This window comes from Ruegeria sp. F11 (assembly GCF_056533855.1).
In genome coordinates this window covers 202,531-226,758 of sequence record NZ_JBQFOW010000003.1, presented here as the reverse complement: position 1 = coordinate 226,758, position 24,228 = coordinate 202,531, and the positions used below count along the sequence as shown (strand labels likewise).

The 24,228-nt window shown below is 61.3% G+C and carries 19 protein-coding genes; 9 read left to right on the top strand and 10 right to left on the bottom strand.

Features of this window, described 5'->3' with window-relative positions:
- Positions 1–109 precede the first annotated feature (109 nt).
- The 4 genes from hutU to hutI are packed head-to-tail and all read right to left on the bottom strand — an operon-like array spanning position 110 to position 5,320.
- A complete protein-coding gene (gene hutU, locus ACR0NJ_RS05535) occupies positions 110–1,792 on the bottom strand; it encodes a urocanate hydratase (protein ID WP_480816127.1) in 1,683 nt (560 codons plus the stop codon).
- Complete coding sequence (hutG, locus tag ACR0NJ_RS05530) at positions 1,789–2,574, bottom strand: N-formylglutamate deformylase (protein ID WP_480816251.1); 786 nt, start codon at positions 2,572–2,574, stop codon at positions 1,789–1,791. Before hutG ends, hutU begins: the two co-directional genes overlap by 4 nt.
- On the bottom strand, positions 2,574–4,112 hold the full coding sequence (gene hutH, locus ACR0NJ_RS05525) for a histidine ammonia-lyase (protein ID WP_480816126.1): 1,539 nt from the start codon (positions 4,110–4,112) through the stop codon (positions 2,574–2,576). Before hutH ends, hutG begins: the two co-directional genes overlap by 1 nt.
- Positions 4,109–5,320, bottom strand: coding sequence for an imidazolonepropionase (gene hutI, locus ACR0NJ_RS05520; RefSeq protein ID WP_480816125.1), 1,212 nt, complete (start codon positions 5,318–5,320; stop codon positions 4,109–4,111). Before hutI ends, hutH begins: the two co-directional genes overlap by 4 nt.
- A gap of 81 nt (positions 5,321–5,401) precedes the next feature.
- On the opposite strand from hutI, the gene ACR0NJ_RS05515 reads away from it, so the two are divergent.
- Together ACR0NJ_RS05515 and ACR0NJ_RS05510 are read left to right on the top strand one after the other, a co-directional pair.
- On the top strand, positions 5,402–6,766 hold the full coding sequence (locus tag ACR0NJ_RS05515; RefSeq protein ID WP_480816124.1) for a formimidoylglutamate deiminase: 1,365 nt from the start codon (positions 5,402–5,404) through the stop codon (positions 6,764–6,766).
- Between the two features lie 70 nt (positions 6,767–6,836).
- Entirely contained in the window at positions 6,837–7,538 is a 702-nt protein-coding gene (locus tag ACR0NJ_RS05510) for a GntR family transcriptional regulator (RefSeq protein WP_480816123.1), read from the top strand.
- Between the two features lie 5 nt (positions 7,539–7,543).
- Here ACR0NJ_RS05510 and ACR0NJ_RS05505 read toward each other — a convergent pair whose 3' ends face one another.
- Positions 7,544–8,161 carry a TetR/AcrR family transcriptional regulator gene (locus tag ACR0NJ_RS05505; protein WP_480816122.1) on the bottom strand — a complete coding sequence of 206 codons (618 nt, stop codon included), beginning with the start codon at positions 8,159–8,161 and terminating at the stop codon, positions 7,544–7,546.
- A gap of 149 nt (positions 8,162–8,310) precedes the next feature.
- Here ACR0NJ_RS05505 and ACR0NJ_RS05500 point away from each other — a divergent pair, with 149 nt between their 5' ends.
- The 6 genes from ACR0NJ_RS05500 to ACR0NJ_RS05475 all read left to right on the top strand — a co-directional run bounded on the left by ACR0NJ_RS05500 (position 8,311) and on the right by ACR0NJ_RS05475 (position 15,408).
- On the top strand, positions 8,311–9,240 hold the full coding sequence (locus ACR0NJ_RS05500; protein ID WP_480816121.1) for an AEC family transporter: 930 nt from the start codon (positions 8,311–8,313) through the stop codon (positions 9,238–9,240).
- Positions 9,241–9,343: 103 nt separating this feature from the next.
- On the top strand, positions 9,344–10,177 hold the full coding sequence (gene fghA, locus ACR0NJ_RS05495) for an S-formylglutathione hydrolase (RefSeq protein ID WP_480816120.1): 834 nt from the start codon (positions 9,344–9,346) through the stop codon (positions 10,175–10,177).
- Between the two features lie 3 nt (positions 10,178–10,180).
- Positions 10,181–11,629 carry a Si-specific NAD(P)(+) transhydrogenase gene (gene sthA / locus ACR0NJ_RS05490; RefSeq protein ID WP_480816119.1) on the top strand — a complete coding sequence of 483 codons (1,449 nt, stop codon included), beginning with the start codon at positions 10,181–10,183 and terminating at the stop codon, positions 11,627–11,629.
- Positions 11,626–12,081, top strand: a complete 456-nt coding sequence (locus ACR0NJ_RS05485) for a YaiI/YqxD family protein (protein ID WP_480816118.1) — start codon at positions 11,626–11,628, stop codon at positions 12,079–12,081. Before sthA ends, ACR0NJ_RS05485 begins: the two co-directional genes overlap by 4 nt.
- Positions 12,082–12,192: 111 nt before the next feature.
- Positions 12,193–13,287, top strand: a complete 1,095-nt coding sequence (mtnA, locus tag ACR0NJ_RS05480; RefSeq protein WP_480816117.1) for an S-methyl-5-thioribose-1-phosphate isomerase — start codon at positions 12,193–12,195, stop codon at positions 13,285–13,287.
- An 84-nt stretch (positions 13,288–13,371) separates the two neighbouring features.
- On the top strand, positions 13,372–15,408 hold the full coding sequence (locus ACR0NJ_RS05475; RefSeq protein ID WP_480816116.1) for a bifunctional aldolase/short-chain dehydrogenase: 2,037 nt from the start codon (positions 13,372–13,374) through the stop codon (positions 15,406–15,408).
- 19 nt (positions 15,409–15,427) lie between these two features.
- On the opposite strand, the gene ACR0NJ_RS05470 is transcribed toward ACR0NJ_RS05475, so the two are convergent.
- The gene (locus tag ACR0NJ_RS05470) at positions 15,428–16,663 is read right to left on the bottom strand and encodes an MFS transporter (protein ID WP_480816115.1); all 1,236 of its coding nucleotides are present in this window, start codon (positions 16,661–16,663) and stop codon (positions 15,428–15,430) included.
- Between the two features lie 150 nt (positions 16,664–16,813).
- On the opposite strand from ACR0NJ_RS05470, the gene zapE reads away from it, so the two are divergent.
- The gene (gene zapE / locus ACR0NJ_RS05465) at positions 16,814–17,872 is read left to right on the top strand and encodes a cell division protein ZapE (protein ID WP_480816114.1); all 1,059 of its coding nucleotides are present in this window, start codon (positions 16,814–16,816) and stop codon (positions 17,870–17,872) included.
- Positions 17,873–17,934: 62 nt separating this feature from the next.
- On the opposite strand, the gene ACR0NJ_RS05460 is transcribed toward zapE, so the two are convergent.
- The 4 genes from ACR0NJ_RS05460 to ACR0NJ_RS05445 are packed head-to-tail and all read right to left on the bottom strand — an operon-like array spanning position 17,935 to position 24,195.
- Entirely contained in the window at positions 17,935–19,209 is a 1,275-nt protein-coding gene (locus ACR0NJ_RS05460; protein ID WP_480816113.1) for a bifunctional folylpolyglutamate synthase/dihydrofolate synthase, read from the bottom strand.
- Positions 19,206–20,138: an acetyl-CoA carboxylase, carboxyltransferase subunit beta gene (gene accD, locus ACR0NJ_RS05455; RefSeq protein ID WP_480816112.1), complete on the bottom strand. Its 933-nt coding sequence runs from the start codon at positions 20,136–20,138 to the stop codon at positions 19,206–19,208. Before accD ends, ACR0NJ_RS05460 begins: the two co-directional genes overlap by 4 nt.
- Positions 20,139–20,198: 60 nt before the next feature.
- Entirely contained in the window at positions 20,199–21,095 is an 897-nt protein-coding gene (locus ACR0NJ_RS05450) for a CPBP family intramembrane glutamic endopeptidase (protein ID WP_480816111.1), read from the bottom strand.
- Positions 21,088–24,195 (bottom strand): ABC transporter transmembrane domain-containing protein, encoded by a 3,108-nt coding sequence (locus tag ACR0NJ_RS05445; protein ID WP_480816110.1) that lies wholly within the window; start codon positions 24,193–24,195, stop codon positions 21,088–21,090. The genes ACR0NJ_RS05450 and ACR0NJ_RS05445 overlap by 8 nt, the downstream gene beginning before the upstream one ends.
- Positions 24,196–24,228: the final 33 nt, after the last annotated feature.

Genomic DNA, 24,228 nt, shown 5'->3' with positions numbered 1-24,228 from the left:
TGAGGACGAAGGCCTAGCCGATACATTTCCCTAATAAAACCGGAAAATTTGGCGTTAGCGCTAAGAAACGCAGGCAACTCCGCTGAAAACCGAAAAAGGGCGTGCCGGACTACCCAAGGATACCCGGCAGTCGCAGCCCGTGTTCGCGCGCGCAGTCCTTGGCGATGTCATAGCCCGCATCCGCATGCCGCCATACGCCCGAGGCGGGATCGTTCCACAACACCCGCTCCAGCCGTTTGGCCGCTTCATCGGTCCCGTCGGCGCAGATCACCACGCCTGCGTGCTGGCTAAAACCCATCCCGACCCCGCCGCCATGATGCAGCGAAACCCATGTCGCGCCCGACGCTGTGTTGACCAGCGCGTTCAAAAGCGGCCAGTCGGACACCGCGTCCGAGCCGTCTTTCATCGCCTCGGTCTCGCGGTTGGGTGAGGCGACCGAGCCGCTGTCCAGATGGTCACGCCCGATCACGACAGGGGCTTTCAACTCGCCCGTGCGGACCATTTCGTTGAAAGCCACACCTGCGCGGTGGCGATCCCCCAGCCCGATCCAGCAGATGCGGGCGGGCAGACCTTGGAACGCGATGCGCTCTTGCGCCATGTCGAGCCAGTTGTGCAGATGGGTGTTCTCGGGGAACAGTTCCTTCATCTTGGCATCGGTTTTATAGATATCCTCGGGGTCGCCAGACAGCGCGCTCCAGCGGAACGGGCCGATGCCGCGGCAGAACAACGGGCGGATATAGGCAGGTACGAAGCCGGGGAAGGCAAAGGCGTTTTCCAGCCCTTCATCCTGCGCCACCTGCCGGATGTTGTTGCCGTAGTCCAGCGTCGGCACGCCCGCGTTCCAGAAATCGACCATCGCGGCCACATGCTGCTTCATCGAGGCGCGCGCCGCTTTTTCCACCGCTTTCGGGTCGCTTTCGCGCTTGTCTTTCCACTGCGCCATGGTCCAGCCCAGCGGCAGATAACCGTTCACCGGGTCATGGGCGCTGGTCTGGTCGGTGACAATATCGGGGCGCATTCCACCGGCCTGCATACGGCGGTAAATTTCGGGGAAGATTTCAGCGGCATTGCCCAGCAGGCCGACCGATTTTGCCTCGCCCGCTTTGGTCCAACGGTCGATCATCGCCAGCGCTTCGTCAAGCGTTTCGGCCTTTTCGTCCAGGTATTTGGTGCGAAGGCGGAAATCGATGCTGTCGGGGTTGCATTCGACGGCCAGACAGCAGGCCCCGGCAAACACAGCAGCCAGAGGCTGCGCGCCGCCCATGCCGCCCAGCCCGCCGGTCAGAATCCACTTGCCGGTCAGGTCGCCCTCATAATGCTGACGCCCGGCCTCGGCGAAGGTCTCATAGGTGCCTTGAACAATGCCCTGCGTGCCGATGTAAATCCACGAGCCAGCAGTCATCTGGCCGTACATCATCAGACCCTTCTTATCGAGCTCGTTGAAGTGATCCCAGTTGGCCCAGTGCGGCACAAGGTTCGAATTCGCGATCAGCACCCGGGGCGCATCCGCATGGGTCCGCACGATGGCGACGGGCTTGCCGGATTGCACGACCAGCGTTTCATCCTCTTCCAGATCCTTGAGGCTGGCGACGATGGTGTCGAAATCGTTCCATGTGCGCGCCGCACGACCGATGCCGCCATAGACCACAAGTTCATGCGGGTTTTCGGCCACATCCGGGTGCAGGTTGTTCATCAGCATCCGCAGCGGCGCTTCGGTCATCCAGCTTTTGGTGTTCAGTTCGGGGCCGGTGGGCGGATAGATATCGCGGGTGTTCTTGCGGGGGTCGGTCATTGCGGCCTCCATTTGCTCAGCGTTTCGAGAATGGTTTTGAGGTGCGAGCGCAGGCGATCGGCCTTGCCTGGATCATAGGCCCATGGCGGGGCCTCTGCGCTCAGATATGTGGATTGCGCCAGTTCCATCTGGATCGCGTGGACGCCTTCGGCGGGTCGGCCATAGTGACGCGTGGTCCAGCCGCCTTTGAACCGACCGTCGAGCACGGTGGTATAACCCGCTGCCGCCTCGCAGATATCCAGCACAGAATTTGTGATCCCGGCATCGCAGGTCGTGCCCTGATTGGTGCCGATGTTGAAGTCCGGCAGGACACCGTCGAACAGGAACGGGATATGGCTGCGGATCGAGTGGCAATCATAGAGAACCGCAAAGCCGTGCAGCGCTTTGACCCGGTCCAACTCGGCCTCAAGGGCCGCATGATATGGCGCGTGGAAGATCGCGCGGCGGTCCGCAATCTCGGCTTCGGATGGTGGTTGGTTCCAGATGCCCTGCCCATCAAAATCGGTCAACGGCACCAGCGTTGTGGTGTTCTGACCGGGATAGAGCGACACGCCGGACGGATCGCGATTGGCGTCGATTACATAGCGATGGAAAGTGGCGCGCACCGTCGTGGTTCCGGACAGCAACCCATCGTAAAGCGTATGGATATGCCAGTCGGTATCGTCCAGACCTCTGCCGCGCTCATTCAGCTTCGCTTCGATCTCGGGCGGAACAAAAGTGCCGGTGTGGGGCAAGCCCAGCACAATGGGGCTGTCGCCCCGTGTAACTTCGACCGGGGCGATCACGCGCCCAGCTCCGGCATTGTGATGCCTGTACAATTGGCGATTTCGCCGCCGGCAATCAGGGTCGAGGCCGCCTCGATATCGGGCGCGGTATAGCGGTCGTCGCCCAAGGGCGGCACGATCGCGCGCAGCTTGGCCATCACGCCTTGAAGGGCTTCGCTGGTCGGTAGCGGCGCGCGGAACTCGACCCCTTGTGTGGCACAGAGCAGTTCCACGCCTAGAATACGTTCCAGGTTTGTCACCATTTGCCCCAGACGGCGCGCGCCATGGGCGGCCATCGACACGTGATCCTCCTGATTGGCTGAGGTTGGCGTGCTGTCGGTCACGCAGGGATTGGCCAGATGCTTGTTCTCGCTCATCAAGGCTGCCGTGGTGACTTCGGCGATCATCAAGCCCGAGTTCAGCCCCGGATTGGGGGTCAGGAACGGCGGCAGATCGAAGCTGAGCACCGGGTCGACGATCAGCGCGATACGGCGCTGCGCGATAGCCCCGATCTCGGCCACCGCCAGCGCGATCATGTCAGCGGCAAATCCCACCGGTTCTGCGTGGAAGTTCCCACCCGAAACGATCAGACCGGCTTCGGTCAGGACCAGAGGGTTATCGGTGGCCGCGTTCGCCTCAATCTCAAGCGTTGTGGCCGCCTGACGTAGAACATCCATCGCTGCGCCCACGACTTGCGGCTGGCAGCGGATGCAATACGGGTCCTGCACACGGGTATCGCCATCACGGTGACTTTCACGGATAACCGAGCCCGCTAGCAGGGCGCGCATGGCGACCCCGGCCTCGATCTGCCCGCGATGGCCGCGCAGGGTGTGAATCTCGGGCTGTAAGGGCGCGGTTGACCCCATGATGGCGTCCGTGGTCAGCGCCGATGTCACCAGCGCGCTTTGCGCTGCTTGCCATGCGCCAAACAGGCCCGCCAGTGCGAAGGCGGTGGAAAACTGGGTGCCGTTGATCAGCGCCAGACCCTCCTTGGGGCCAAGTTCAACCGGTTGCAGGTCTGCCGCCTCCAGAGCTTTGCCCCCCTGCATAACCTCGCCGCCAAACTCGGCCTCGCCCTCGCCCATCATGACGGCGGCCATATGCGACAGCGGCGCCAGATCGCCTGAGGCCCCGACCGAACCCTGCGCTGGGATCACCGGCGTGACGCCCTTGGCCAGCATGGCTTCCAGCAGATCGATCAACTCTAGCCGGACGCCGGATGCGCCGCGGCCAAGGCTTAGTAGTTTCAACGCCATCATCAGACGGGCATGCGCGCGCGGGATCGCAGGCCCGACGCCGCAGCAATGGCTGAGGATCAGGTTGCGCTGCAAGGTCGCGGTATCCTCAGCGGCGATCTTGACGCTCGCCAGCTTGCCGAAGCCGGTGTTGACGCCATACACCGCCAAATCCCCCGCTGCGGCATCGGCAATCCGCGCATGGGCCGCTTCAATGGCAGGACGACACGCCAGATCAAGACGTACCGCGCACTCTTCCCGGTAGACCTGTTCCAATTGATTCAAAGACACCGCACCGGGCGTGAGCGTCAGGGTCGTCAATTCGCACCTCCGAAAAAGCGAGTGTGGAGCGGGTTGAAGCCAACGCGATAGGCAAGCTCGGCCGGGTGCTGCACATCCCAGATTGCCAGATCGGCGCGCAGATCGGCGGCGATCTTGCCACAATCGCTCAGACCCAATGCGCGGGCCGCGTGGGTTGTGACACCCTGCAGCGCCTCTTCCGGTGTCATGCGGAACAGGGTGCAGCCCATGTTCATGGTCAACAGCAATGAGGTCATGGGCGCAGAGCCCGGATTGCAATCCGTCGCCAGCGCCATCGGCACGCCGTGCTGGCGGAGCAGGTCGATCGGCGGGGCTTGCGTCTCGCGCAGGGTATAGAACGCGCCGGGCAGGATGACGCCGACGGTTCCGGCAGCGGCCATGGCCTGCACGCCCTCTTCATCCAGATATTCGATGTGATCCGCCGACAGCGCGCCATAGCTGGCGGCCATCTTCGCACCGCCAAGGTTCGAAAGTTGCTCGGCATGCAGTTTGACCGGCACGCCAAGTTCTTGCGCCACATCGAACAAAGGCACCAGTTGGTCGGGCAGAAAGGCGATCCCCTCGCTGAATGCATCGACCGCGTCCACCAGCCCCAGTTCATGTGCTTCGCGCAGGGTCGGGATGCACACCTCGGCGATATAGGCGTCGGGGCGGTCTTTGTAAGTGTCGGGGATCGCATGTGCGCCCAGGAAACTGGTCACAACCCGGACGGGGCGATGATCCGGCAATGTGCGTGCGGCGCGCAGCACGTTCAACTCGGTCTCGCGATCCAGACCGTAGCCGGATTTGACTTCGATGACCGAAACGCCCTCGGCCAGCATGGCGTCCACACGTGGCAGCGCCTGTGCGATCAGGTCGGCAACACCGGCCTCGCGCGTGGCTTTCACAGTCGAAATAATGCCACCCCCAGCGCGGGCTACTTCCTCGTATGAGGCACCGTTCAGCCGCATCTCAAACTCGACTGCGCGGTGGCCACCATGCACCACATGAGTGTGGCAGTCGATCAGCGCGGGCGTCACAAGGCGACCATCCAGATCCGTGGTGGGTAGGGAAGCGTAATCGGCGGGCAGTTCAGCCCGTTTCCCGACCCATGCTATTCGTCCGTCTGCGATTACAATCGCCGCGTCTTCGATCAGCCCGTATTTCTCAGGCCCTTCTGCCATCGTGGCAGCCTGCAGATTGAGTAGCACTTGATCGCGGGCTTGCATTCGAATCCCTCTTCCCGAATTTCGCTCTTTTCTAGTACAGTCCAATCTGTATTATGTCTATGCATTATTTTGGAGTCCCATATGACCACGATATTCGCACAGCGCGCCCTTCTTGAGACCGGATGGACAGAAAACCTGCGGCTTGAGATCAGGGATGGCCGGATTGCCCATCTTTCGCCAAACGCCGCGCCGCAGGCAGGCGATGCCCGTGTGGATACCCTGTTGCCTGCGCTGGCGAACCTGCACAGCCATGCCTTTCAGCGCGCGATGGCCGGGATGACCGAATACCGTCTGGCCGGGCGCGACAGTTTCTGGACATGGCGCGACCTGATGTATCGCTTCACCGCCCATCTGACGCCTGAGCAGGTTCAGGCCATCGCCGCGCTGGTCTATCTTGAGATGCAAGAGGCCGGGTATGCCTCGGTCGGAGAGTTTCACTATCTGCATCATCAGCCGAACGGGCAGCCCTATGACCGCCTGTCCGAAATGTCCGACCGGATCATGGCCGCCGCGGCAGCGACCGGGATCGGCCTGACCCACCTGCCGGTGCTCTATTCCTATGCGGGGGTGGGCGAGCAACCGCTGGAGGCGGGTCAGCGGCGTTTCGGCAATGACGTGGACCGCTTCTGCAATCTGGTCGAGCAGGCGCGCGGCGCGTTAGGTGACCTGCCCAACGACTACCGTGTCGGCATCGCGCCCCACTCCCTGCGGGCCACCTGCCCGCGTGATTTGGCGCACGTGGTGGCCTTGCAGGGTACGGGTCCGATCCATATCCACATCGCCGAACAACCGAAGGAAGTAGCCGAGGTCCAAGCCGGACTGGGCGCGCGTCCAGTTGAATGGCTGCTGGACAACGCTGAAGTCGATGCAAACTGGTGCCTGATCCACGCGACCCATATGACCGATGTGGAAACCCACGCTATGGCCGTCAGCGGCGCGGTCGCCGGGCTCTGCCCGATTACCGAGGCCAATCTGGGCGATGGCCCTTTCAATGGCGCGGTTTATCTGGAGGCCAGAGGCGCGTTTGGCGTCGGCTCAGACTCCAATGTCCTGATCTCGCTGACCGAGGAACTGCGCACGCTGGAATACTCCCAACGCCTCCGTGACTTGTCGCGGAACGTGCTGGTGGTCGGCGGAGGTTCGGTCGGCCAGACCCTCTATCGTGGGGCGGCTGAGGGCGGGGCGCAGGCGTTGGGCCGTCAGGCCGGGAAGATCGCCGAAGGCATGCTGGCCGATCTGGTTGCTATCGACAGCCAGACCCCAGCTCTGTGTGGGCTCACCGCGCAGCAGCTGCTGGATGGGCTCGTTTTTGCCGCCAATGACAGTGTGGTGACGGATGTCTGGTCAGCGGGCCGCCATCAAGTGCAAAACGGATGCCACATTGCTCGGGACCGGATCGTCGCCAACTACCGTCAGGCGATGGCAGACCTAATCCCGCTGCTTTGACCCAGCCCAGTTGCAATCAAATTAAACACAGACATAATAAAAATATGACCGAAGCAAATAGGGGCGACCCGTGAACGACCAAAAACCCATCGGGTTTCAGGATATCCGGGATGAGGTTCTGAACCGCATCCAGACCCGCATCTGGCCGCAGGGCAGTTTGCTGCCGACCGAACTTGAGCTTGCGGCTGAATTCGGCTGTGCCCGTGCAACGGTGAATCGGGCGCTGCGAGAGCTGGCCGAACAAGGCATCGTCACTCGCAAACGCAAGGGCGGCACGCGCGTTGTCACGACCCCGGTCAAACAGGCCAAGTTGCCGATTGCGGTCGTCCGCCGAACCATTGAGGATATGAACGCGCAATACCGCTACGCCTTGGTCGCGCGCACCCTGATCGAATGCCCCGCCTGGTTGCAGGCCAAGCTGGGCCTGCAGGAGGGCACGAATATCCTGCACCTGCAGTGCATGCACCACGCCGACAACCGCCCGTTCCAGTTCGAGGAACGCTGGATCAACGTGCCCGCAGTTCCGCATGTGGTGGAGGAGGATTTTCTGACCGTCGGTCCGAATGAATGGCTGCTGGCGGAAGTGCCCTTCTCCAACGCCGAAATCGCGTTTTCTGCCGTACCAGCGGCAGGTCAGTTGCAGGAATTCCTGTCGGTCCCGCCGGGAACTCCGCTGTTTCAGATGGAACGCACCACGTGGTTTCAGGAACGCCCCGTTACCTTCGTCAGAATGACCTATCACCAAGGCTATCAGATGCGCACCACGTACTAAGGGTCTCAGACCCCGTAGCGCGCCATGAACATATCCACAGCATGCTGTGCGACCTGGTCTATCTCGACCTGACTGAACTCGCTTTGAATGCCAAAAGCGGCCCGGGTCCAGACCCGGACCTTGCACAGTTCCGAGAACTGTTCGGCCGCAAACTGGATATCGTCGATCTTCAACTCGCCCCTTGCGACCACCTTTTCCAGATAACTGGCCATGTGGCACTGACCGTTCCGCGGACCAGCCTCATAAAACGCGCGCCCAAGCTCGGGAAAGCGATCCCGCTCGGCAACGCAGACCCTAAAGACCTGCTGCGCGAAATCCGAGATCAGAAACGCCGTAAGCTGCCGGGCGGTAATCATCAATACCTCACGCACAGGTTTGGTCTCATCCACCATCGAGATGACCTGATCCGCCATGCGATTGCACTCGGTCTGCGCGACTTCGACAAACAACAGGCGCTTGTCGGGAAAGTAGCTGTACAGTGTGGCCTTCGAGACACCGGCAGCGCGGGCGATGTCGTCCACGCTTGCCCCTTCGAACCCATCCGCCATGAAAACCTCTCGGGCTCCGCGCAAGACCTGATCGAATTTCCGGCCAGTGCGCAGGATGGTGGCGGTTTGGGTCATGTCGTCTCCTGAGGGGTTGCGTTGGGCAAGGGTATAAACCGTTCAGTTCAGATACAACGATTCGCAGGGCTTTCAAAACAACCGATGGCGCAGAGGCCGTGTTTGTCGCACCGCTTGCCGCGCCCGAAAACCATGCTAGGACAGTGCGCATGGTCGAGATTTTCTTACGCACCCTGCCCTTCTTCGCAATCATCGGCCTTGGCTACTGGGCCGGTCGCACGCGGTTCTTCACCGCCGAGGCGACGGCCTATCTGACCAAGTTCGTCTTCTATTTCGCCCTGTCCGCAATGCTGTTTCGGTTTGCGGCAACCCTGCCCTTTGCGGATATCTTCAATGGACGGCTGATCCTGGGCTATCTGACCGGAACGCTGGCGGTCTACGCGCTGGCCACCGGCGTCGCCTGGCTGCGCGGGCTCGACATCCCGACCGCTGCGGTCGAGGCCCAATGTGCAGCGATCGGCAATGTCGGCTTTCTGGGTCTGCCGATGCTCGCACTGCTGCTCACCGAAGCGGCCATCGGACCGGTGATGCTGGTTCTGGCGGTGGATCTGGTGGTCTTCTCATCCGTCATTGTGATCCTGATCAACGGCGGGCGGGACGGAAAACTGACACCTGCAACATTTCGGCTGATCGGTCTGGGGTTGTTGAAAAACCCGATGATCGTGTCGATCTCCGCAGGGCTGATCTGGTCGGCGCTGCAAGTACCGGTTCCGGGCCCGCTGAATGACTTCCTGACCATTCTGGGCGGGGCAGCAACGCCCGGAGCCTTGTTCGCGATTGGCGCCTCGCTGGCCGGAAAATCCGCTGAGCGGCTTCAGGTCGCGGCGTGGCTGAGCTTTTGTAAACTGGTCGTCCACCCCGCCTGTGTTGCCATCGCTTTGATCTGGCTGGTCCCCATCGACCCTTTTTCGGCAACGGTCGCAATTGCTGCCGCTGCCCTGCCCGTCGCGGGCAATGTCTATATGCTGGCCGCCCACTATGGGGTCGCCCCCCACCGAGCATCCGCGGCGATACTCCTGTCAACAATGATAAGCATTCTGACCGTCCCACTGGTGATCGCTTGGGTAACAAACCCCTGATCTTCACCTTTTCGAAAAATACTCTCGCCGAAGGCAGCCGCACTTTACGTGCGGCTTTCCGGGCGTTAGCCATGGCGCAAACCCAATGTAAGGACAAAGCCAGATGGAAACTCTTTCAGAAAATGCCTGTTTCGGCGGTGTTCAGGGCGTATACCGCCATGCCTCCTCGGCTTGCCAATGCGACATGACCTTCGGCCTGTTCCTGCCGGCCGAGGCCAAAGACGGCCCAGTTCCCATCCTATGGTATCTGTCTGGCCTGACCTGTACCCATGAAAACGCAATGACCAAGGCGGGCGCACAGGCCTGGGCGGCGGAGCAAGGCATTGCGGTTGTGTTCCCCGACACCTCGCCGCGCGGCGAAGGCGTGGCCGATCACGAGGATTACGATCTGGGTCAGGGTGCTGGGTTCTACGTGAACGCAACACAAACCCCATGGGCCCCGCATTTCAACATGTGGGATTATGTGGCCGAAGAACTGCCCGCCCTGCTGGGTGAAAACTTTGCCATCGACATGGACCGTCAGGCGATCACCGGCCATTCGATGGGCGGCCACGGCGCGCTGACGCTTGCGATGAACCTGCCGGGACGGTTTCGGTCGGTCTCGGCCTTTGCGCCGATCTCGAACCCGACCGGGGCAGATTGGGGGCGCAAGCAACTCAGTGCTTATCTGGGCGATGATGAGGCCGCGTGGGCCAAACACGACGCCTCGCTGATGATGAAGGAACAGGGTTTCGACGGCCCAATCCTGATTGACACTGGTGCCAGCGACCAGTTCATCGACCTGCTGCGCCCCGAGGCGCTGGCGCAGGCGATTGCCGAACGCCGCCAGCAGGCGATCTTCCGTTTGCAGCCCGGCTATGACCATTCGTATTTCTTTGTGTCGACCTTCATGGAAGACCACATCACCTTCCACGCCGAAGCGCTGTACGGGGACTGAGGCATGAGCAAATACGACTATGACCTGATCATCATCGGGTCCGGTCCGTCGGGCCGGTCGGCAGCGATTCAGGCAGGAAAACTGAAGCGGCGGGTTTTGGTGATCGACCGGCACGACCGGTTCGGCGGCGTCTCGGTGCATACTGGCACCATCCCGTCCAAGACCCTGCGGGAAACCGTGCTGAACTTGTCGGGCTGGCGCGAGCGCAGCTTTTATGGCCGCTCGTATAGGGTCAAGGACCAGATCCGCGCCGAGGACCTCAAGGCGCGCCTGCACATGACGCTTGATCATGAGGTCGACGTGCTGGAACATCAGTTCAATCGCAATCACGTGGAAACTCTGAACGGGCTGGCCCGCTTCATCGGTCCGCACGAGATAGAGGTGGCCACCGACGCGGGCGAGACCACGCGCCTGACCGCCGCCAAATTCCTGATTGCCACGGGCACCAAAACGTACCGCCCGGATTATGTACCGTTCAACGGCAAGACCGTTGTGGATGGCGACGACTTTCTGGAAATGGCCGAAATCCCCCGGTCGCTCTGTGTTATCGGCGCGGGTGTGATTGGTGTGGAATACGCCACAATGTTCTCGGCGCTCGACGTGCGGGTGACGCTGATCGAGCCGCGGGATACCTTCCTCGACTTCATCGACAGCCGTTTGATCCATGATTTCACTCACCAGATCCGCGAAAACGGCGTTGATCTACGCTTGGGCTCGGCGGTGGAAAAGATCGAGGACGCGGGCGAACACGTCGAAGTCACCCTCGAAAATGGTCGTCACGTCCGGGCCGAGATGCTGTTGTTTGCGGCCGGACGGATGGGCGCGACATCGGCGCTGAACCTGGATTCGGTTGGGCTGGAAACCGACCATCGGAACCGGATCAAGGTAGATCGCAAGACCTATCAGACGGCGGTACCGCACATCTACGCAACCGGAGATGTGATCGGCCACCCCTCGCTGGCTTCAACCTCGCTACAACAGGGGCGTGTGGCCGCTTGCCACGCGCTCGACACGCCGACCCTGCCGGAAAGCCCGTGGTATCCCTATGGCATCTATTCTGTACCAGAGATTTCAACCTGCGGCATGTCCGAGGAAGAATTGCAGGAACGCGGCATCCCTTATGAGGTCGGCGTTGCTCGGTTCCGTGAAACCTCGCGCGGGCACATCATGGGGCTGGAACACGGCATGCTGAAAATGCTGTTCTCGCTGAAAACCCGCAGGGTTCTTGGGGTTCAGATCGTCGGCGAAGGCGCGACCGAGCTGATTCATATCGCGCAAGCCGTTCTGAACCTGAAAGGCACGGTGGACTACTTCGTGCAGAACACGTTCAACTACCCCACGCTGGCCGAGGCCTACAAGATCGCCGGTCTGGACGCCTTCAACCGCATGCCCATTCCGGATGAGTTCAAGGTGCGCAAGGCATCCGTAAAAAAAGAGGCCAAGAAGGCGTGACCACGCTCTATGTCGATGGCGATGCCTGCCCCGTCAAGGCCGAGGCCGAACGGGTTGCGACCCGGCACAAGGTGCCGATGGCGCTGGTGTCGAACGGTGGGCTGCGGCCCTCGGCCAACCCTCTGGTGCAGGTTGTCATCGTGGCAGAAGGCGCGGATGAGGCGGATAAATGGATAGCCGAGCGCTGCGGTCGGGGCGACGTGGTGATCACCTCGGACATCCCGCTGGCCGCGAAATGTGTGGAGGCCGGTGCGCGCGTCCTGCGCCCGAATGGCGAGGCTTTCACAGCAGCCAATATCGGCCAGCAACTGGCGATGCGCGATCTGATGGCCGACCTGCGCGCCGCCAATCCGCTTGGCGCGGGCGGTGGCGGCAAACCGTTCAGCAAGGCAGACCGGTCCCGGTTTCTGGATGCGCTGGAACGGGAGTTGCGCGCGGCGCTGCGGAGTTGAGGCTGTCTGACCCACAAATCGGAACCCGAATGCCCCGTTTACATCCGGGATTTTAGAACGCACCTTGCGGTTGAAATCGGACCGCGCGTCTGGACACACGGAGAGTGCTTTATGAATGTCGAAGGCAAACACTACCGATCCATCTGGTGGGACACCGCAGCCGGAGAGGTTCGGATCATTGATCAACGCTGGCTGCCACACGACTTTCGCATCGCAACGCTAAAAACGCTAGACGAGTTCGCCACCGCAATCCGCGACATGTGGGTCCGGGGCGCACCACTGATCGGCGCGACCGCCGCGTTCGGGATTGCCGAGCAGATGTCGCGCGACGCCTCGGATGCCTCGTTTGAGGCGGCGTATGAAACACTGAACGCGACCCGTCCGACGGCGATCAACCTTCGTTGGGCGCTGGATAGGTGCCGAGCGGCGCTGATGCCTCTGGCCCCCGGAGATCGGGCCGAACACGCGTGGAAACTGGCGCAGGAGATCGCAGATGAAGATGTCGAGATCAACGCCTCAATCGGTCGGCTCGGGCTGGACCTGATCAAAAGCATCGCCGCCCGCAAACCCGCAGGCGAACCCGTGCGCCTGCTGACCCATTGCAACGCGGGATGGCTGGCGACGGTGGATTGGGGTACGGCCACGAGCCCGATGTACCATGCACATGAGGCTGGCATTCCGGTCCATGTCTGGGTCGATGAGACCCGGCCCCGCAATCAGGGGGCGCTGACCTCGTGGGAGTTGGGGGAACACGGCATTCCCCACCGCTATATCGTCGATAATGCGGGCGGGCATCTGATGCAGCACGGGCTGGTGGACGCGGTCATCACCGGCACCGACAGAACCACCGCGCAGGGCGATGTGTGTAACAAGATCGGCACCTACCTCAAGGCCCTGGCCGCGCGTGACAATGGCGTTCCGTTTTACGTGGCCCTGCCCTCGCCTACCATCGACTGGACGGTTCGCGACGGGGTGGCGGAAATCCCGATTGAGGAGCGGGATCACTCCGAAGTCTCGCACGTGATGGGGATTGATGATCACGGTGCCATAGCCGATGTCCGCGTGACCCCCGACGGAACCGAAGGCGGCAATCCCGCCTTTGATGTGACGCCGAACCGGCTGGTCACTGGCCTGATCACCGAGCGCGGCGTGTGTGATGCGTCGGCCGAGGGGCTGGCCGCTTTGTTTCCGGACCGGGCCGGTTAACCCTTTGTTCATTCCCCGCGACGAAAGTCCGGTCTGGCGGAAAATGCCTGCACCCCATGGCGAAGAATTTGCTGAGAAAACACTATGATTGAAAACTGGTACAAGGCAGATGAGGCCCGCCAATGGCGCGATCAGGCTGGTGATGACCTTGCTGATCAGGAACTGGGCGAGCGCGTCTATACCTCGCGGCTGATCGGGCAGAACCCGGATCTGTTGATGCATGGCGGCGGCAATACCTCGGTCAAGCTTGAACGGCCTGATTTGTTCGGTGAGTCGCAGCGGGTGTTGCACGTCAAAGGGTCGGGGTGGGATCTGGACAGTATTCAGGCTCCCGGCCTGCCGGGCGTCTGGCTGGACCCGCTGCTGAAACTGCGCGCGCTGGATCGGCTCACTGATTTCGAGATGGTCAACGTACAGCGGGCCAATCTGCTGGATGCGGGCTCGCCCAACCCATCGGTCGAGACACTTCTGCACGCTTTCCTGCCGCATAAATACGTCGATCACACCCACGCGACACCGTTTCTGGTTCTGGCAAACCTACCCAATGCCGAGGAGGTCTGCCGTGAGATTTTCGGCGACCGGCTGGGCATCGTGCCCTACATCATGCCCGGTTTCGGTCTGGCCAAAAAGGCCGCTGAGGTGTTCGACGAAAACCCGAATGTTGAGGGGCTTTTGTTGCTGAAACACGGGCATTTCACCTTTGGGGAAACTGCGCAGGAAAGCTACGACAAGATCGTGTCGCACACCAACGAAGTCGCGGCCTATTTCGGTATGGACACGGTGACGCCCATTGGCCAGCGCGAACCTGCCGCAAACCTTGACGTGCTGCCCGCGCTACGGGGCGTCATCGCCGAGGTCTCGGCAGGCCGGGACGATCCCATGCCGGTGTTCGATCTTCGAAACGGGCCGGATGTCATGGCGTTCTTTGAACGGCCGGATATCGAGGACCTGTCCGGTCGGGGCATGGCCTCCCCCGATCATGTGCTGCGCACCAAGGGCAGCCCGCTTGTCCTGTGTGCATCCGACCTGACCGGCGGGCGGGCACAACTGAAAGCCAGGGTCGAGGAATTCGCCGAGGCGTATCGCGCCTATTTCAACCGGCAAGCGCCGCACGCGGACGAGCCCAAGACCCTTTTGCCCGCTGATCCCAAACACGCGTGGATCGAAGGCGTCGGGGTGATCGGCATCGGGGCCAATGCCAAGGCAGCATCGGCGGCGGCGGATCTGGCTGAGCAAAACCTGCGGGTGCGCGCCGTGGGTGAGGATGCAGGTGGATTTTACCCCATCAGCGAAAAAGACCGGTTCGATTGCGAATACTGGTCGTTGGAACAGGCAAAGCTTGGCAAATCCGCCCCGCCACCCTTGCAGGGCAAGGTCGTGATGGTGACAGGCGGGGCTGGAGCGATTGGTCTAGCGACTGCGCGGGCCTTTGCCGCGTCGGGTGCGAATATCGTGCTGGTCGATCGGGACGAAGCGGCGCTGTCCGAGGCGCAAAAGGTGCTTGGAAACTGGCATTCCACTTTTGCTTGTGATGTGACCGAAGACGGTGCGGCTGAGGCGGCAATGAATGCGGCAATCCACCGTTTTGGCGGGTTGGATATTCTGGTGTCCAACGCCGGATCGGCGATCTCGGGCGCGGTGCTGGACCTTGACGACGCCGCGTTTCGCGCTGCGTTCGAGTTGAATTTCTTTGCTCACAAAGCCTTTGCCTCGGCCGCTACCCGAGTGATGCACGCGCAGGGGCGCGGTGGTCAGATTCTGTTCAACATCTCAAAGCAAGCCATCAATCCGGGCCGGAACATGGGCGCATATGGAACGCCCAAGGCGGCCACGATGTTCCTGCTGCGTCAACTGACGCTCGAACTTGCAGGGGACGGTATCCGGGTGAACGGGGTGAACGCCGACCGCGTCCGCTCGGGCCTGTTGACCGATGGGTTCATTCAGGAACGCGCCACGGCGCGTGGTGTCACCGAGGAAACCTATATGGCGGGCAACCTGCTGGGCCGAGAGGTCGAGGCCAACCATGTTGCCGACGCCTTTGTGGCGCTGACGTTGATGGAGCGTACAACTGGCCATGTTGTAACCGTTGACGGGGGAAATACCGAAGCGGAACTTCGCTGAACAAAGTGCGCGGGCTGTCTCAGGCGGCGACGGCGGTTCGGTTCTCGCGGATCGGCAGGTGAACAATGGCGCTGAACGCGCCAATCGCCACTCCGATCCACCAGACGAACGTGTAGTCGCCAAACTGGTCATACATGCGCCCGCCCAGCCAGATACCCAGGAAGCTGCCGACCTGATGGCTCAGGAAGATGATGCCGTAGAGCGTTCCCATGTAGCGCAGGCCGTAGAGATGCGCGACCAGACCGGATGTCAGCGGGATAGTCGCCAGCCACAGGGACCCCATCACCAGCGAAAAGGCGATCACTGAAAGCGGGGTGATTGGGAACATGATGAACAGCGCCGCTGCCAAGGTTCGCCCAGTATAAACAGCCGCCAGAAGGTACTTCTTGGGAAAGTGATTTCCTGCCCAACCGGCCAGCAGCGTGCCGCCGATATTGGCCAGCCCGATGAGAGAGATCGAAACCGCTCCAAGGGCTGAAGTTGTGGTGATGCCGATGGAATGCAACACGCCGCCAGGCTGAATCGGCCCGCACATCTCGGTCACGAAGGCCGGGAAATGCGCTGTTACAAATCCGAGTTGATAGCCGCAACTGAAAAAGCCCAGAAATATCAGCGCGTAGGATGGATCACGAAACGCTTTGCCCAGAATTTGGCTCATGCTTTCTTCCAGCTCGGCTTTGTATATGGCCTGCGGCGCGCGCATAAAGGGCAGCGTCAGCACCAGCGCCAGGATCGCGATTGCGAAGATGATGAACACCAGCTGCCAAGGCAGGAACGACAGTAGCCACTCAGCGGTGGGCGCGCCCAGCACCTGTCCAAAGCTGCCCGCCGCCGTCACGATAGCCAGCGACATCGACCGGTTCTGATCAGACGACGCGCGACCGACCACGGCCAGTACCACGCCGAACCCGGTTCCAGCGATACCGAAGCCGACGAGCCAGGCGTACATCTGGTGCCCGAACGGGGTGACGGACCAGGCCGTCAGAACCATACCGGCTGCATAGGTCAGCGCACCCAGAATGATCGCCTTGCGGTCGCCGACCTTCTCGGCAATCGCGGCAAAGATCGGCTGACCGATCCCCCAGGCCAGATTCTGGATCGCAATTGCCATCGAGAAATCGGAGCGCAGCCATCCGAATTCGTCCGCAATCGGAATCTGGAACACGCCGAACGAGGCGCGCACAGCGAAGCTGACCGTGACGATAACACATCCGACGATCAGGATCGGGTTCAGCAAGCGGTCGTATTGCGGCATGGGGACCTCAGGGGATTTCGTCCGCCAGACGGTAATGTTTTGGAACCGGGCGTCAATTCAGCAGTTTTGCGGTCACGGATAACGAATTTTGAAGTATCGGCAAAAATGCCCGCTTTTCATGGCGCAAGCCGGAAGGTAAGCCTCGGACCTATGACCGATCTGATTTCGCTTTACGAGGCCCGCATCGCCGAGGGCACCCTGACCCGGGATGATGCGCAAGAGGCCGTTCTGCCGCATTTCGAGCGTATCCGGGCCGCGTTGGCCCAGCCGGTCAAACGCGGGCTGTTTCGCAAAGCGCCGCCTGCGCCCAAGGGGTTGTATCTGTGGGGTGGTGTTGGTCGTGGCAAATCCATGTTGATGGATATGTTCGTGGACACGCTGGCAGACATCCCGGCGCGACGCGTTCATTTCCATGCGTTCATGCAGGAAATCCATGCAGGCATGCATAAGGCCCGTCAGGACGGGGTCGAGGATGCGCTGGCCCCGGTGGCGCAGGAGGTGGTGAAGTCCGTCCGCCTGCTCGCCTTTGACGAGATGCAGATCACCGACATCACCGACGCCATGATCGTCGGGCGGTTGTTCGACATGCTGCATGAAGGCGGGGTGGTGGTTGTGACGACGTCAAACCGTCACCCTGATGATCTGTATAAGGACGGGCTGAACCGGCAGTTGTTCCTGCCATTCATCGCCCATATCAAGGAACAGTTGCAGGTCTGGGAACTGATTTCACCCACCGATTACCGGCAGAACAGGTTAAAGGGAGCCCCGGTCTATTTCACGCCAATCGGACCGGAAGCGCGGCAGAGCCTCCGCTCGGTCTGGAGCGATCTGGCAGGTGGTCCGGCGGGCCCGCTGATCCTGCAGGTCAAGGGGCGTTCGGTTGAACTGCCCGCGTTCCGCAACGGGATTGCGCGCGCTTCATTCTATGATTTGTGTGGCCGCATGTTGGGACCGGCGGACTATCTGGCCATTGCCGAAGAAGTCAAAGTGCTAGTGCTTGAGGACATTCCCCGTCTTTCGCGCAACAACTTCAATGAGGCCAAGCGCTTTGTGACCCTGATCGATGCGCTTTACGAGGGTAAAGTGCGCCTGATCTGTTCTGCGGCTGCTGAGCCCGAGATGTTGTATGTCGAGGGTGAGGGAACCTTTGAGTTCGAACGCACCGCCTCGCGCCTGCGAGAGATGCAGGATCAGGACTGGGGGAAATAGGGGGCTCTGCCCCCGCCATGCTTTGCGCGTCTCCCCCGGGATATTTTCAGACAGGTGAAGGATTAGGCGTTTTCGCGCAGGATGTTGCCTGCGAGATAGAGTGAGCCGCAGATCAGGACACGTGCTTGCGGGTCTTTTTTTGTTATCGCGTTCAGGGCGTCGCCCACACTGTTCGCCGTGCTGGCGGGCAGATCGACTTTGGCGGCTGCGGCGGCTGTTTCTTCGGCGCTGAGCGTCGCGGCCTCGCCCGGTATCGAGACGGCTGTCAGGCTTTGGGCCTGTGTGGCCAGCGGGGCCAGATAGCCCGTGACGTCCTTGGTGTTCAGCATGCCGCAGATCATATGGGTCGGGCGCTTGGGCAGCTTGGCCAGAACGTCGGCCAGCGCGATGCCTGCGGCGGCATTGTGGCCCCCGTCCAGCCACAGTTCCGCTTGCGGGGCCGATTGCACCAGCGGTCCGGTTTTCATGCGCTGCATACGCGCGGGCCATTCGGCTTGGGCCACCGAGGCCTCATAGGCCGCATCGCCGAGGTTCAGATGGCGCAGCACCGTCAGAGCGGAGCCTGCGTTCTGAATCTGATGCGCGCCCAGAAGGTTGGGCAGCGGCAGGTCCAGCAGCCCGGTATCGTCCTGATAGACTAAGCGCCCCCGTTCTTCGTAGACATGCCAGTGTTGCCCGTGGGCGATTAGCGGCGCGCCCAGTTTGGCGGCGGTGCGTTCGATGACCTCCACCGCCTCATCTGGCTGAGGTCCAACGATGCAGGGCACGCCCCGTTTGATGATTCCGGCTTTTTCGGTGGCGATTTTTGCAAGCGTGTCGCCCAGAAACTGTTCGTGATCAATCGAGATCGGCGTGATCACGGTCACGGCGGGCTTTGGGATCACATTGGTCGCGTCCAGACGTCCGCCAAGTCCGACCTCGAGCAAAGTGTAATCGGCCTGTACGCGGGCGAAGGCAAGAAGGGCAGCGCAGGTTGTGATCTCGAAATAGGTGATGTTTTCGCCGCCATTGGCTTCGTAGCATTCGTCCAAAACGGCGGTCAGGTTGGGTTCCGAGATCAGCTCTCCGGCCAAACGAATGCGTTCGTGGAAACGCGCCAGATGGGGTGAGGTATAAGCGTGGGCCGACAGCCCTACCCCTTCGAGCCCGGCGCGGATCATCGCCTGAGTCGAGCCTTTGCCATTGGTGCCCGCTATATGGATCACGGGCGGCAGTTTGTCTTGTGGGTTGTCCAGCGCTGCCAGCAGCTTCCAGACGCGGTCCAGAGTCAGGTCGATGATCTTGGGGTGCAGCGCCATCATCCGGTCCAGGATGGCGTCCGACGTTTGGGCGGTCATTCTTTACCTGCGTCCTCGGCAGGGGTTTCTACCGGTACTTCTTCGGGTGTCGGAGCGGGCAGATCGCCTTTGACCGCAGGGGGAAGGCCCATCAGCATGCGGGTGATGGTGGTCAGCTCTTCGCGCATCTCGGTCCGTTTGGTCACGCGATCCAGCATACCGTGATCCAGCAAGTATTCGGCGCGCTGGAACCCCTCGGGGAGTTTCTCGCGAATGGTCTGTTCGATTACACGCGGACCGGCAAAACAGATCAGCGCGTTGGGTTCCGAGATATGGACATCGCCCAGCATCGCGTAAGACGCGGTCACGCCTCCGGTGGTCGGGTGGGTCAGGACGACGATATAGGGTAGGTTTGCCTCTTTCAGCATTTCCACTGCGACGGTGGTACGGGGCATCTGCATCAGGCTCAGAATGCCTTCCTGCATCCGGGCGCCGCCTGCAGCCGAAAACAGGATCAGCGGGCGTTTCAGTTTCACCGCTTCTTGCGCGGCGGCGATGATGGCGTTGCCCACAAACATCCCCATCGAGCCGCCCATGAACGAGAAATCCTGCGCGGCGGCCACAATCGGTGTTCGGCCGATCTCGCCCGAGGCGACCAGCATCGCTTCTTTCTCGCCGGTCTTTTTCTGGGCGGCCTTCATGCGATCCGGGTATTTCTTCTGATCGCGGAATTGCAGCGGATCGTCCTTCGGGGCGGGAACGTCGACCTCAGTGAAGATGCCACCGTCGAACAGGTGCCGGAATCGCTCGCGCGGGGTGATCGCCATGTGGTGGCCGCACTGGGTGCAGACGTGCTGGTTTTCCGCCAACTCGCGGTGAAACAGCATGGTTCCGCACTCATCGCACTTGTGCCAAAGGTTTTCAGGCACTTCCCGGCGCGAGAAGATCGAGTTGATCCGGGGACGGACGTAGTTTGTGATCCAGTTCATGTCGGAACCTTGGCTGATGCGGCGTTGACGTCAAATAAGACGCAACGGAAGGAAATGCAATCAGCGCCTGATGGCAAGGCGCGCGGTAAGCCAGCAGACGATCATGACCGCGAAATCCACCAGCAGCCATTGCCGCAGCATGCCGGTGTCTGACATGTCATAGGGCAGCAGAAACAGGGCCAGACCGCTGAGGTTGTCGGGCAATGAGATAAAGAGCAGCGCAACCGCATTGTTGAAGAAATGCAAGGCGATAGCCGGGCCGAGCGTCCCTGCCCGTGCGGTCAGGTCGGCGGCCAGCAGGCCAAAGGCGCAGGACCATGCAGCGACCAGCAGGGCGTTGTCCCCGGCTAAGGCGGGTGCGTAGTGGCCTGCCGCAAACAAGAGGGAGGGTACGCCCATCCAGATCACCGGAGATCGAAATCTGGCGGCCAGAGACTGCTGCAGATATCCGCGAAACAGGATCTCTTCGGCGCTGGTCTGAATCAGGACGGCGAAGGCTGAAATGGGCAGCAGCATCAGCCAGACGCGCAGACTGAGGTTCGCCTGTAGCGGCTCGCCCATGTCATAGGGCGGCAGGACAGCCACGATCCCGCCAAGGATCATCAGGGCGCGCAGCACGCGCCAGAACTGGGCCAGTGTCTGGTGGCGCGCGCCGACAATCGATGGGAAACCGCGCTGTTGAAGCAGGCGCGCGGCGACGGCGACGCCCAGTGTGATGAACCCGAAGCTGCCCAAAAGGACGAACATCGCCAGTGGTGTGCCGCCTTTGAACAGAACGGCGGTCCAGTCATAGGGCGCGATACCGGCAATCGCCGAGAAAAGGATCAGGTTCAGTGCGCTGACAAGGACGCCGACCAGAGCGAGCCCGAGCACAATCCGCCACAGTTCGGGCCGGTCGCGGGCGGTCGCGACAAGGCGGTCATGGGCGGCGTAAGCGCTCGGTTCATCGTCACGCATTGTCACTGGCACCCTCAAGGCCCTCGGGCTGGGGCGCGTCCGGGAAGATATCCGCCCCGGCGCTGGCCGCATTGACCCGGTTGGCCAGCGTGGTCAGGTACCCGGCCACGGTCTGCAGTAGTTGCACGGCAACCGTGGCATCGCTTTCGACGACCGCGCGCAGTTCTTCTGCGCCGATCCGCAGGAATGAGCAGTCGTCAATGGCAGTCAGGTCCAGTTGCCGCGCCTCACCGGTGATGATCGACAGATCCCCAATCAGGCGTCCGGGCTCGATGATGGAAACGGTTCGTTTCGCCCCGTCCGGTTCAGACCATTCCAGTTTGGCCTGACCCGCGATGCACAAATACGCGGCATCCGGTATCTGCCCGCGGGAAAAGATCACCTGCCCCGCCGCAGCCTCATACCACTGTGCCGAAAAGGCCAGCAGCCGCTGGTTGCGGGCGTCAATGCCCGAGAACAACTCGGTCGAGGCGATGACTTCGATCTTGCGGCTCAGATCGGCCGAGGCCCCTTCGGTATGCACGGGTTTGGTGCGCGAGACGCCGTCGATCCGCCCGTCCTTGATTTCGACGAACAGGTCATAGGCTTCGGGGTGGGCAAAGTGGTCCTCCATGAAGATCATGATCGAATCCGGCAGCAATTCCCGGAGTTTCAGACGTGTGCGCAGGCGGCTTTCGGAATCGTGGCTGGCCAGCGCCTTGTCGAGGATCAGGATATCCGGGCGCTTGATCCCGGCCCGCGAGAATGCGGCGCGTTCCTGAAAGACCGTCGGCAGGTTATTCCCACCCAGACCCGACGGCAGGTCGTAGATAATGGCCGCCGCGCGGCGGCGCAGACCGGCCTCGTTCATCGCTTCGGCCACCACGTTTTCTATGTCCTCAGCATGCGCGCCTGCCATCAGCGAGACCCGCCCGTAGATCGCGTTTTCCATCACCGACAACCGCGGGATGTAAACTTCGGGCGTCACCGGCAGGAACATACCATCCAGCGCGCCGCGTAACTGTTCCGCCCGCGCCTTGCGGATGGCCAGAATCTTATCCTTGTATTCTTCCGGAAAATCCGGGCCGATCTGTTCTGCCGTCAGCAGAAACGGAACGGTCAGCAGCGTTGCGCGCTCGTCATCGTTGATCTCGGCATCGCCCTTGGCCTTGCGGCGGTCTTCGATGTCCAGCAGGCGGTGATACATGTCCTTGGACATGCCCAGCCGCAGGAACAGAGGGTGATCCGTACCGTCACGGCCAAAGGCGTGGTTGAGCGTCTCCAGAACCGCGTTTGAAATGCTCATCGCGTCCTCGGCAAGGTCATGCGCGCTGAGCATGGACAGGAACCGCCCGTCGCCCGCCAGAATCTCGGGTGAGATGTCGCGGGCCGGGGCCCCGAACAGAAGGTTGCCGCCCAGAGGGACAGCAGGGTTGAACCGGTCGGGGTCGAATCTGTAGACATATTGGTCCAGCCCCTTGGCACGCAGCCTTTCGTTTACCGTCTGGCGCAAATCGACGATCCCCTGCGCCAGGATCGGGTGCAGTTCGGGGTCGAACCGCGTGCGCAGAGTGCGGCGGAACATAAACTCGTCAATGCCCATCGCCTCGACCAGTTCGAACCACCAGTCGCGGATGCCTTCGATGTCATCCAGCCCGGCTAAACCGGGGTCAATCCACTCGTCCGATAGCGAATCCGGCGGGTTTCCGGCGCGCACCGCTTCGATCTGTCGCCGCGTGGGGGTTCTTATGGCCTCTGCTTCGTGCCGTGGGTGGGTGCGCAAGGGCATCATCAGGTTGTCACCCAAAGTGCCGTCAAACAGATAGGGCCGCGAATAGGCATAGCCGATCCGCGCCGCGATGACGGACTGATGCAGCTCGCGCAGATTGTGCCCGGCCAGAACCACCTCACCCTGAACCGGTAGCACCTCGCGGGTCAGCAACTGGGCCAGCGCGTTGCGTTCCGAGGCGTGGGTCGACTGAATCGCCACGCGGGCCCCTTCGGGGATGGTCAGGTCAATGTCTTCCAGAACGGTCTTGCCGTCATTGTCCCGGACGGTCACGTTGCGCAATTCGATATCACCGGTCAGACGGGGGATCGTTTCGGGTTCGCCCGCGAACAGGTGTTCGGGGATCATGTCCGACGGCGCAAAACGCTCGGTCACGATCTCCCACCTCAACGACATGTCCTGCACCTGATTGTAATAGGTCAGAAGGTCTTTCCACGGGCCGCTCAGGTCCTTGTAGGCCCCAAGTGCGGCGACCAAGGCACCCACCGTGACCTCGCCCGTGATCGCAAGATAACCGCCGACCGAATAGAACAGGAAAGGCGTCATCTGAGTGATCAGGTTGTTGAGGAACTTCATGAAGAATTTCTTGTTGTAGATCCGGAACCGGATCTCGAACAAGGTGCCCAGACGGTGGCTGAACTGCGCCAGCCGGTAGCGCCAGCCGCCATTTGTGCGCAGGTCGCTGATGCCTGCGGCGCTTTCTCCGATCTCGGAGCTTAGTTGCCGGACCTCTTGGATGCGATCCTTGTTCAGCAGGTTGATCTGGCGCTGCAGCTTGGGGATCAGCCACGCCTGCAACGGGATAAGGGCGATGCTGGCCAGCCCGAACCAGACGCTTTGCATGAACAAAAAGGTGACGATCGTCATCATCTGCCCGAATTGAAACACCGGCTGCGCGATGGCATCGCCCATCAGCCCGCCCATCGGTTCGGCTTCTGACGTGATCATCGACACCAGTTCCCCCTGGCTGGTGGTGGCGAAATAGGATTTCGGAAATCGCATCGCGCGGTGAATCAGCGTGAAGCGCAGACGGCGCAGCATGCGCTCGGCCAGAACGCCCTTCATCGTGTTGATGCGCATTTTCATCAGCCCGCTGACGATCACGGTTGCCAGAAAGGCAAAACACAGGATTAGTAGGTATTGCACCTGCGTCACGGTGATCCCGAACACGGTCACAGTGTTGGCGGGAGCACCGATAGCATCGTTGATGATCTGCTTGGGCAGCTCCAGCGAGGCATAGAGGAACGGGAACGACAAAACCGTCAGCACCAACAGAACAAGCTGTTGTTTCTTCGAGTATTTCCAGATGAATGAAAACAGGGTGGGTTCCATGCCTGGGCCTTGTCCGGAGTGGGAGGAACTGCG

Coding starts and splice junctions, on each gene's coding strand:
- hutU (WP_480816127.1), bottom strand. CDS start 1,792: ATGACCGACCCCCGCAAGAACACCCGCGATATCTATCCGCCCACCGGC.
- hutI (WP_480816125.1), bottom strand. CDS start 5,320: ATGCAAGCCCGCGATCAAGTGCTACTCAATCTGCAGGCTGCCACGATG.
- ACR0NJ_RS05515 (WP_480816124.1), top strand. CDS start 5,402: ATGACCACGATATTCGCACAGCGCGCCCTTCTTGAGACCGGATGGACA.
- ACR0NJ_RS05505 (WP_480816122.1), bottom strand. CDS start 8,161: ATGACCCAAACCGCCACCATCCTGCGCACTGGCCGGAAATTCGATCAG.
- ACR0NJ_RS05500 (WP_480816121.1), top strand. CDS start 8,311: ATGGTCGAGATTTTCTTACGCACCCTGCCCTTCTTCGCAATCATCGGC.
- fghA (WP_480816120.1), top strand. CDS start 9,344: ATGGAAACTCTTTCAGAAAATGCCTGTTTCGGCGGTGTTCAGGGCGTA.
- sthA (WP_480816119.1), top strand. CDS start 10,181: ATGAGCAAATACGACTATGACCTGATCATCATCGGGTCCGGTCCGTCG.
- mtnA (WP_480816117.1), top strand. CDS start 12,193: ATGAATGTCGAAGGCAAACACTACCGATCCATCTGGTGGGACACCGCA.
- ACR0NJ_RS05475 (WP_480816116.1), top strand. CDS start 13,372: ATGATTGAAAACTGGTACAAGGCAGATGAGGCCCGCCAATGGCGCGAT.
- ACR0NJ_RS05470 (WP_480816115.1), bottom strand. CDS start 16,663: ATGCCGCAATACGACCGCTTGCTGAACCCGATCCTGATCGTCGGATGT.
- zapE (WP_480816114.1), top strand. CDS start 16,814: ATGACCGATCTGATTTCGCTTTACGAGGCCCGCATCGCCGAGGGCACC.
- ACR0NJ_RS05460 (WP_480816113.1), bottom strand. CDS start 19,209: ATGACCGCCCAAACGTCGGACGCCATCCTGGACCGGATGATGGCGCTG.
- accD (WP_480816112.1), bottom strand. CDS start 20,138: ATGAACTGGATCACAAACTACGTCCGTCCCCGGATCAACTCGATCTTC.
- ACR0NJ_RS05450 (WP_480816111.1), bottom strand. CDS start 21,095: ATGCGTGACGATGAACCGAGCGCTTACGCCGCCCATGACCGCCTTGTC.
- ACR0NJ_RS05445 (WP_480816110.1), bottom strand. CDS start 24,195: ATGGAACCCACCCTGTTTTCATTCATCTGGAAATACTCGAAGAAACAA.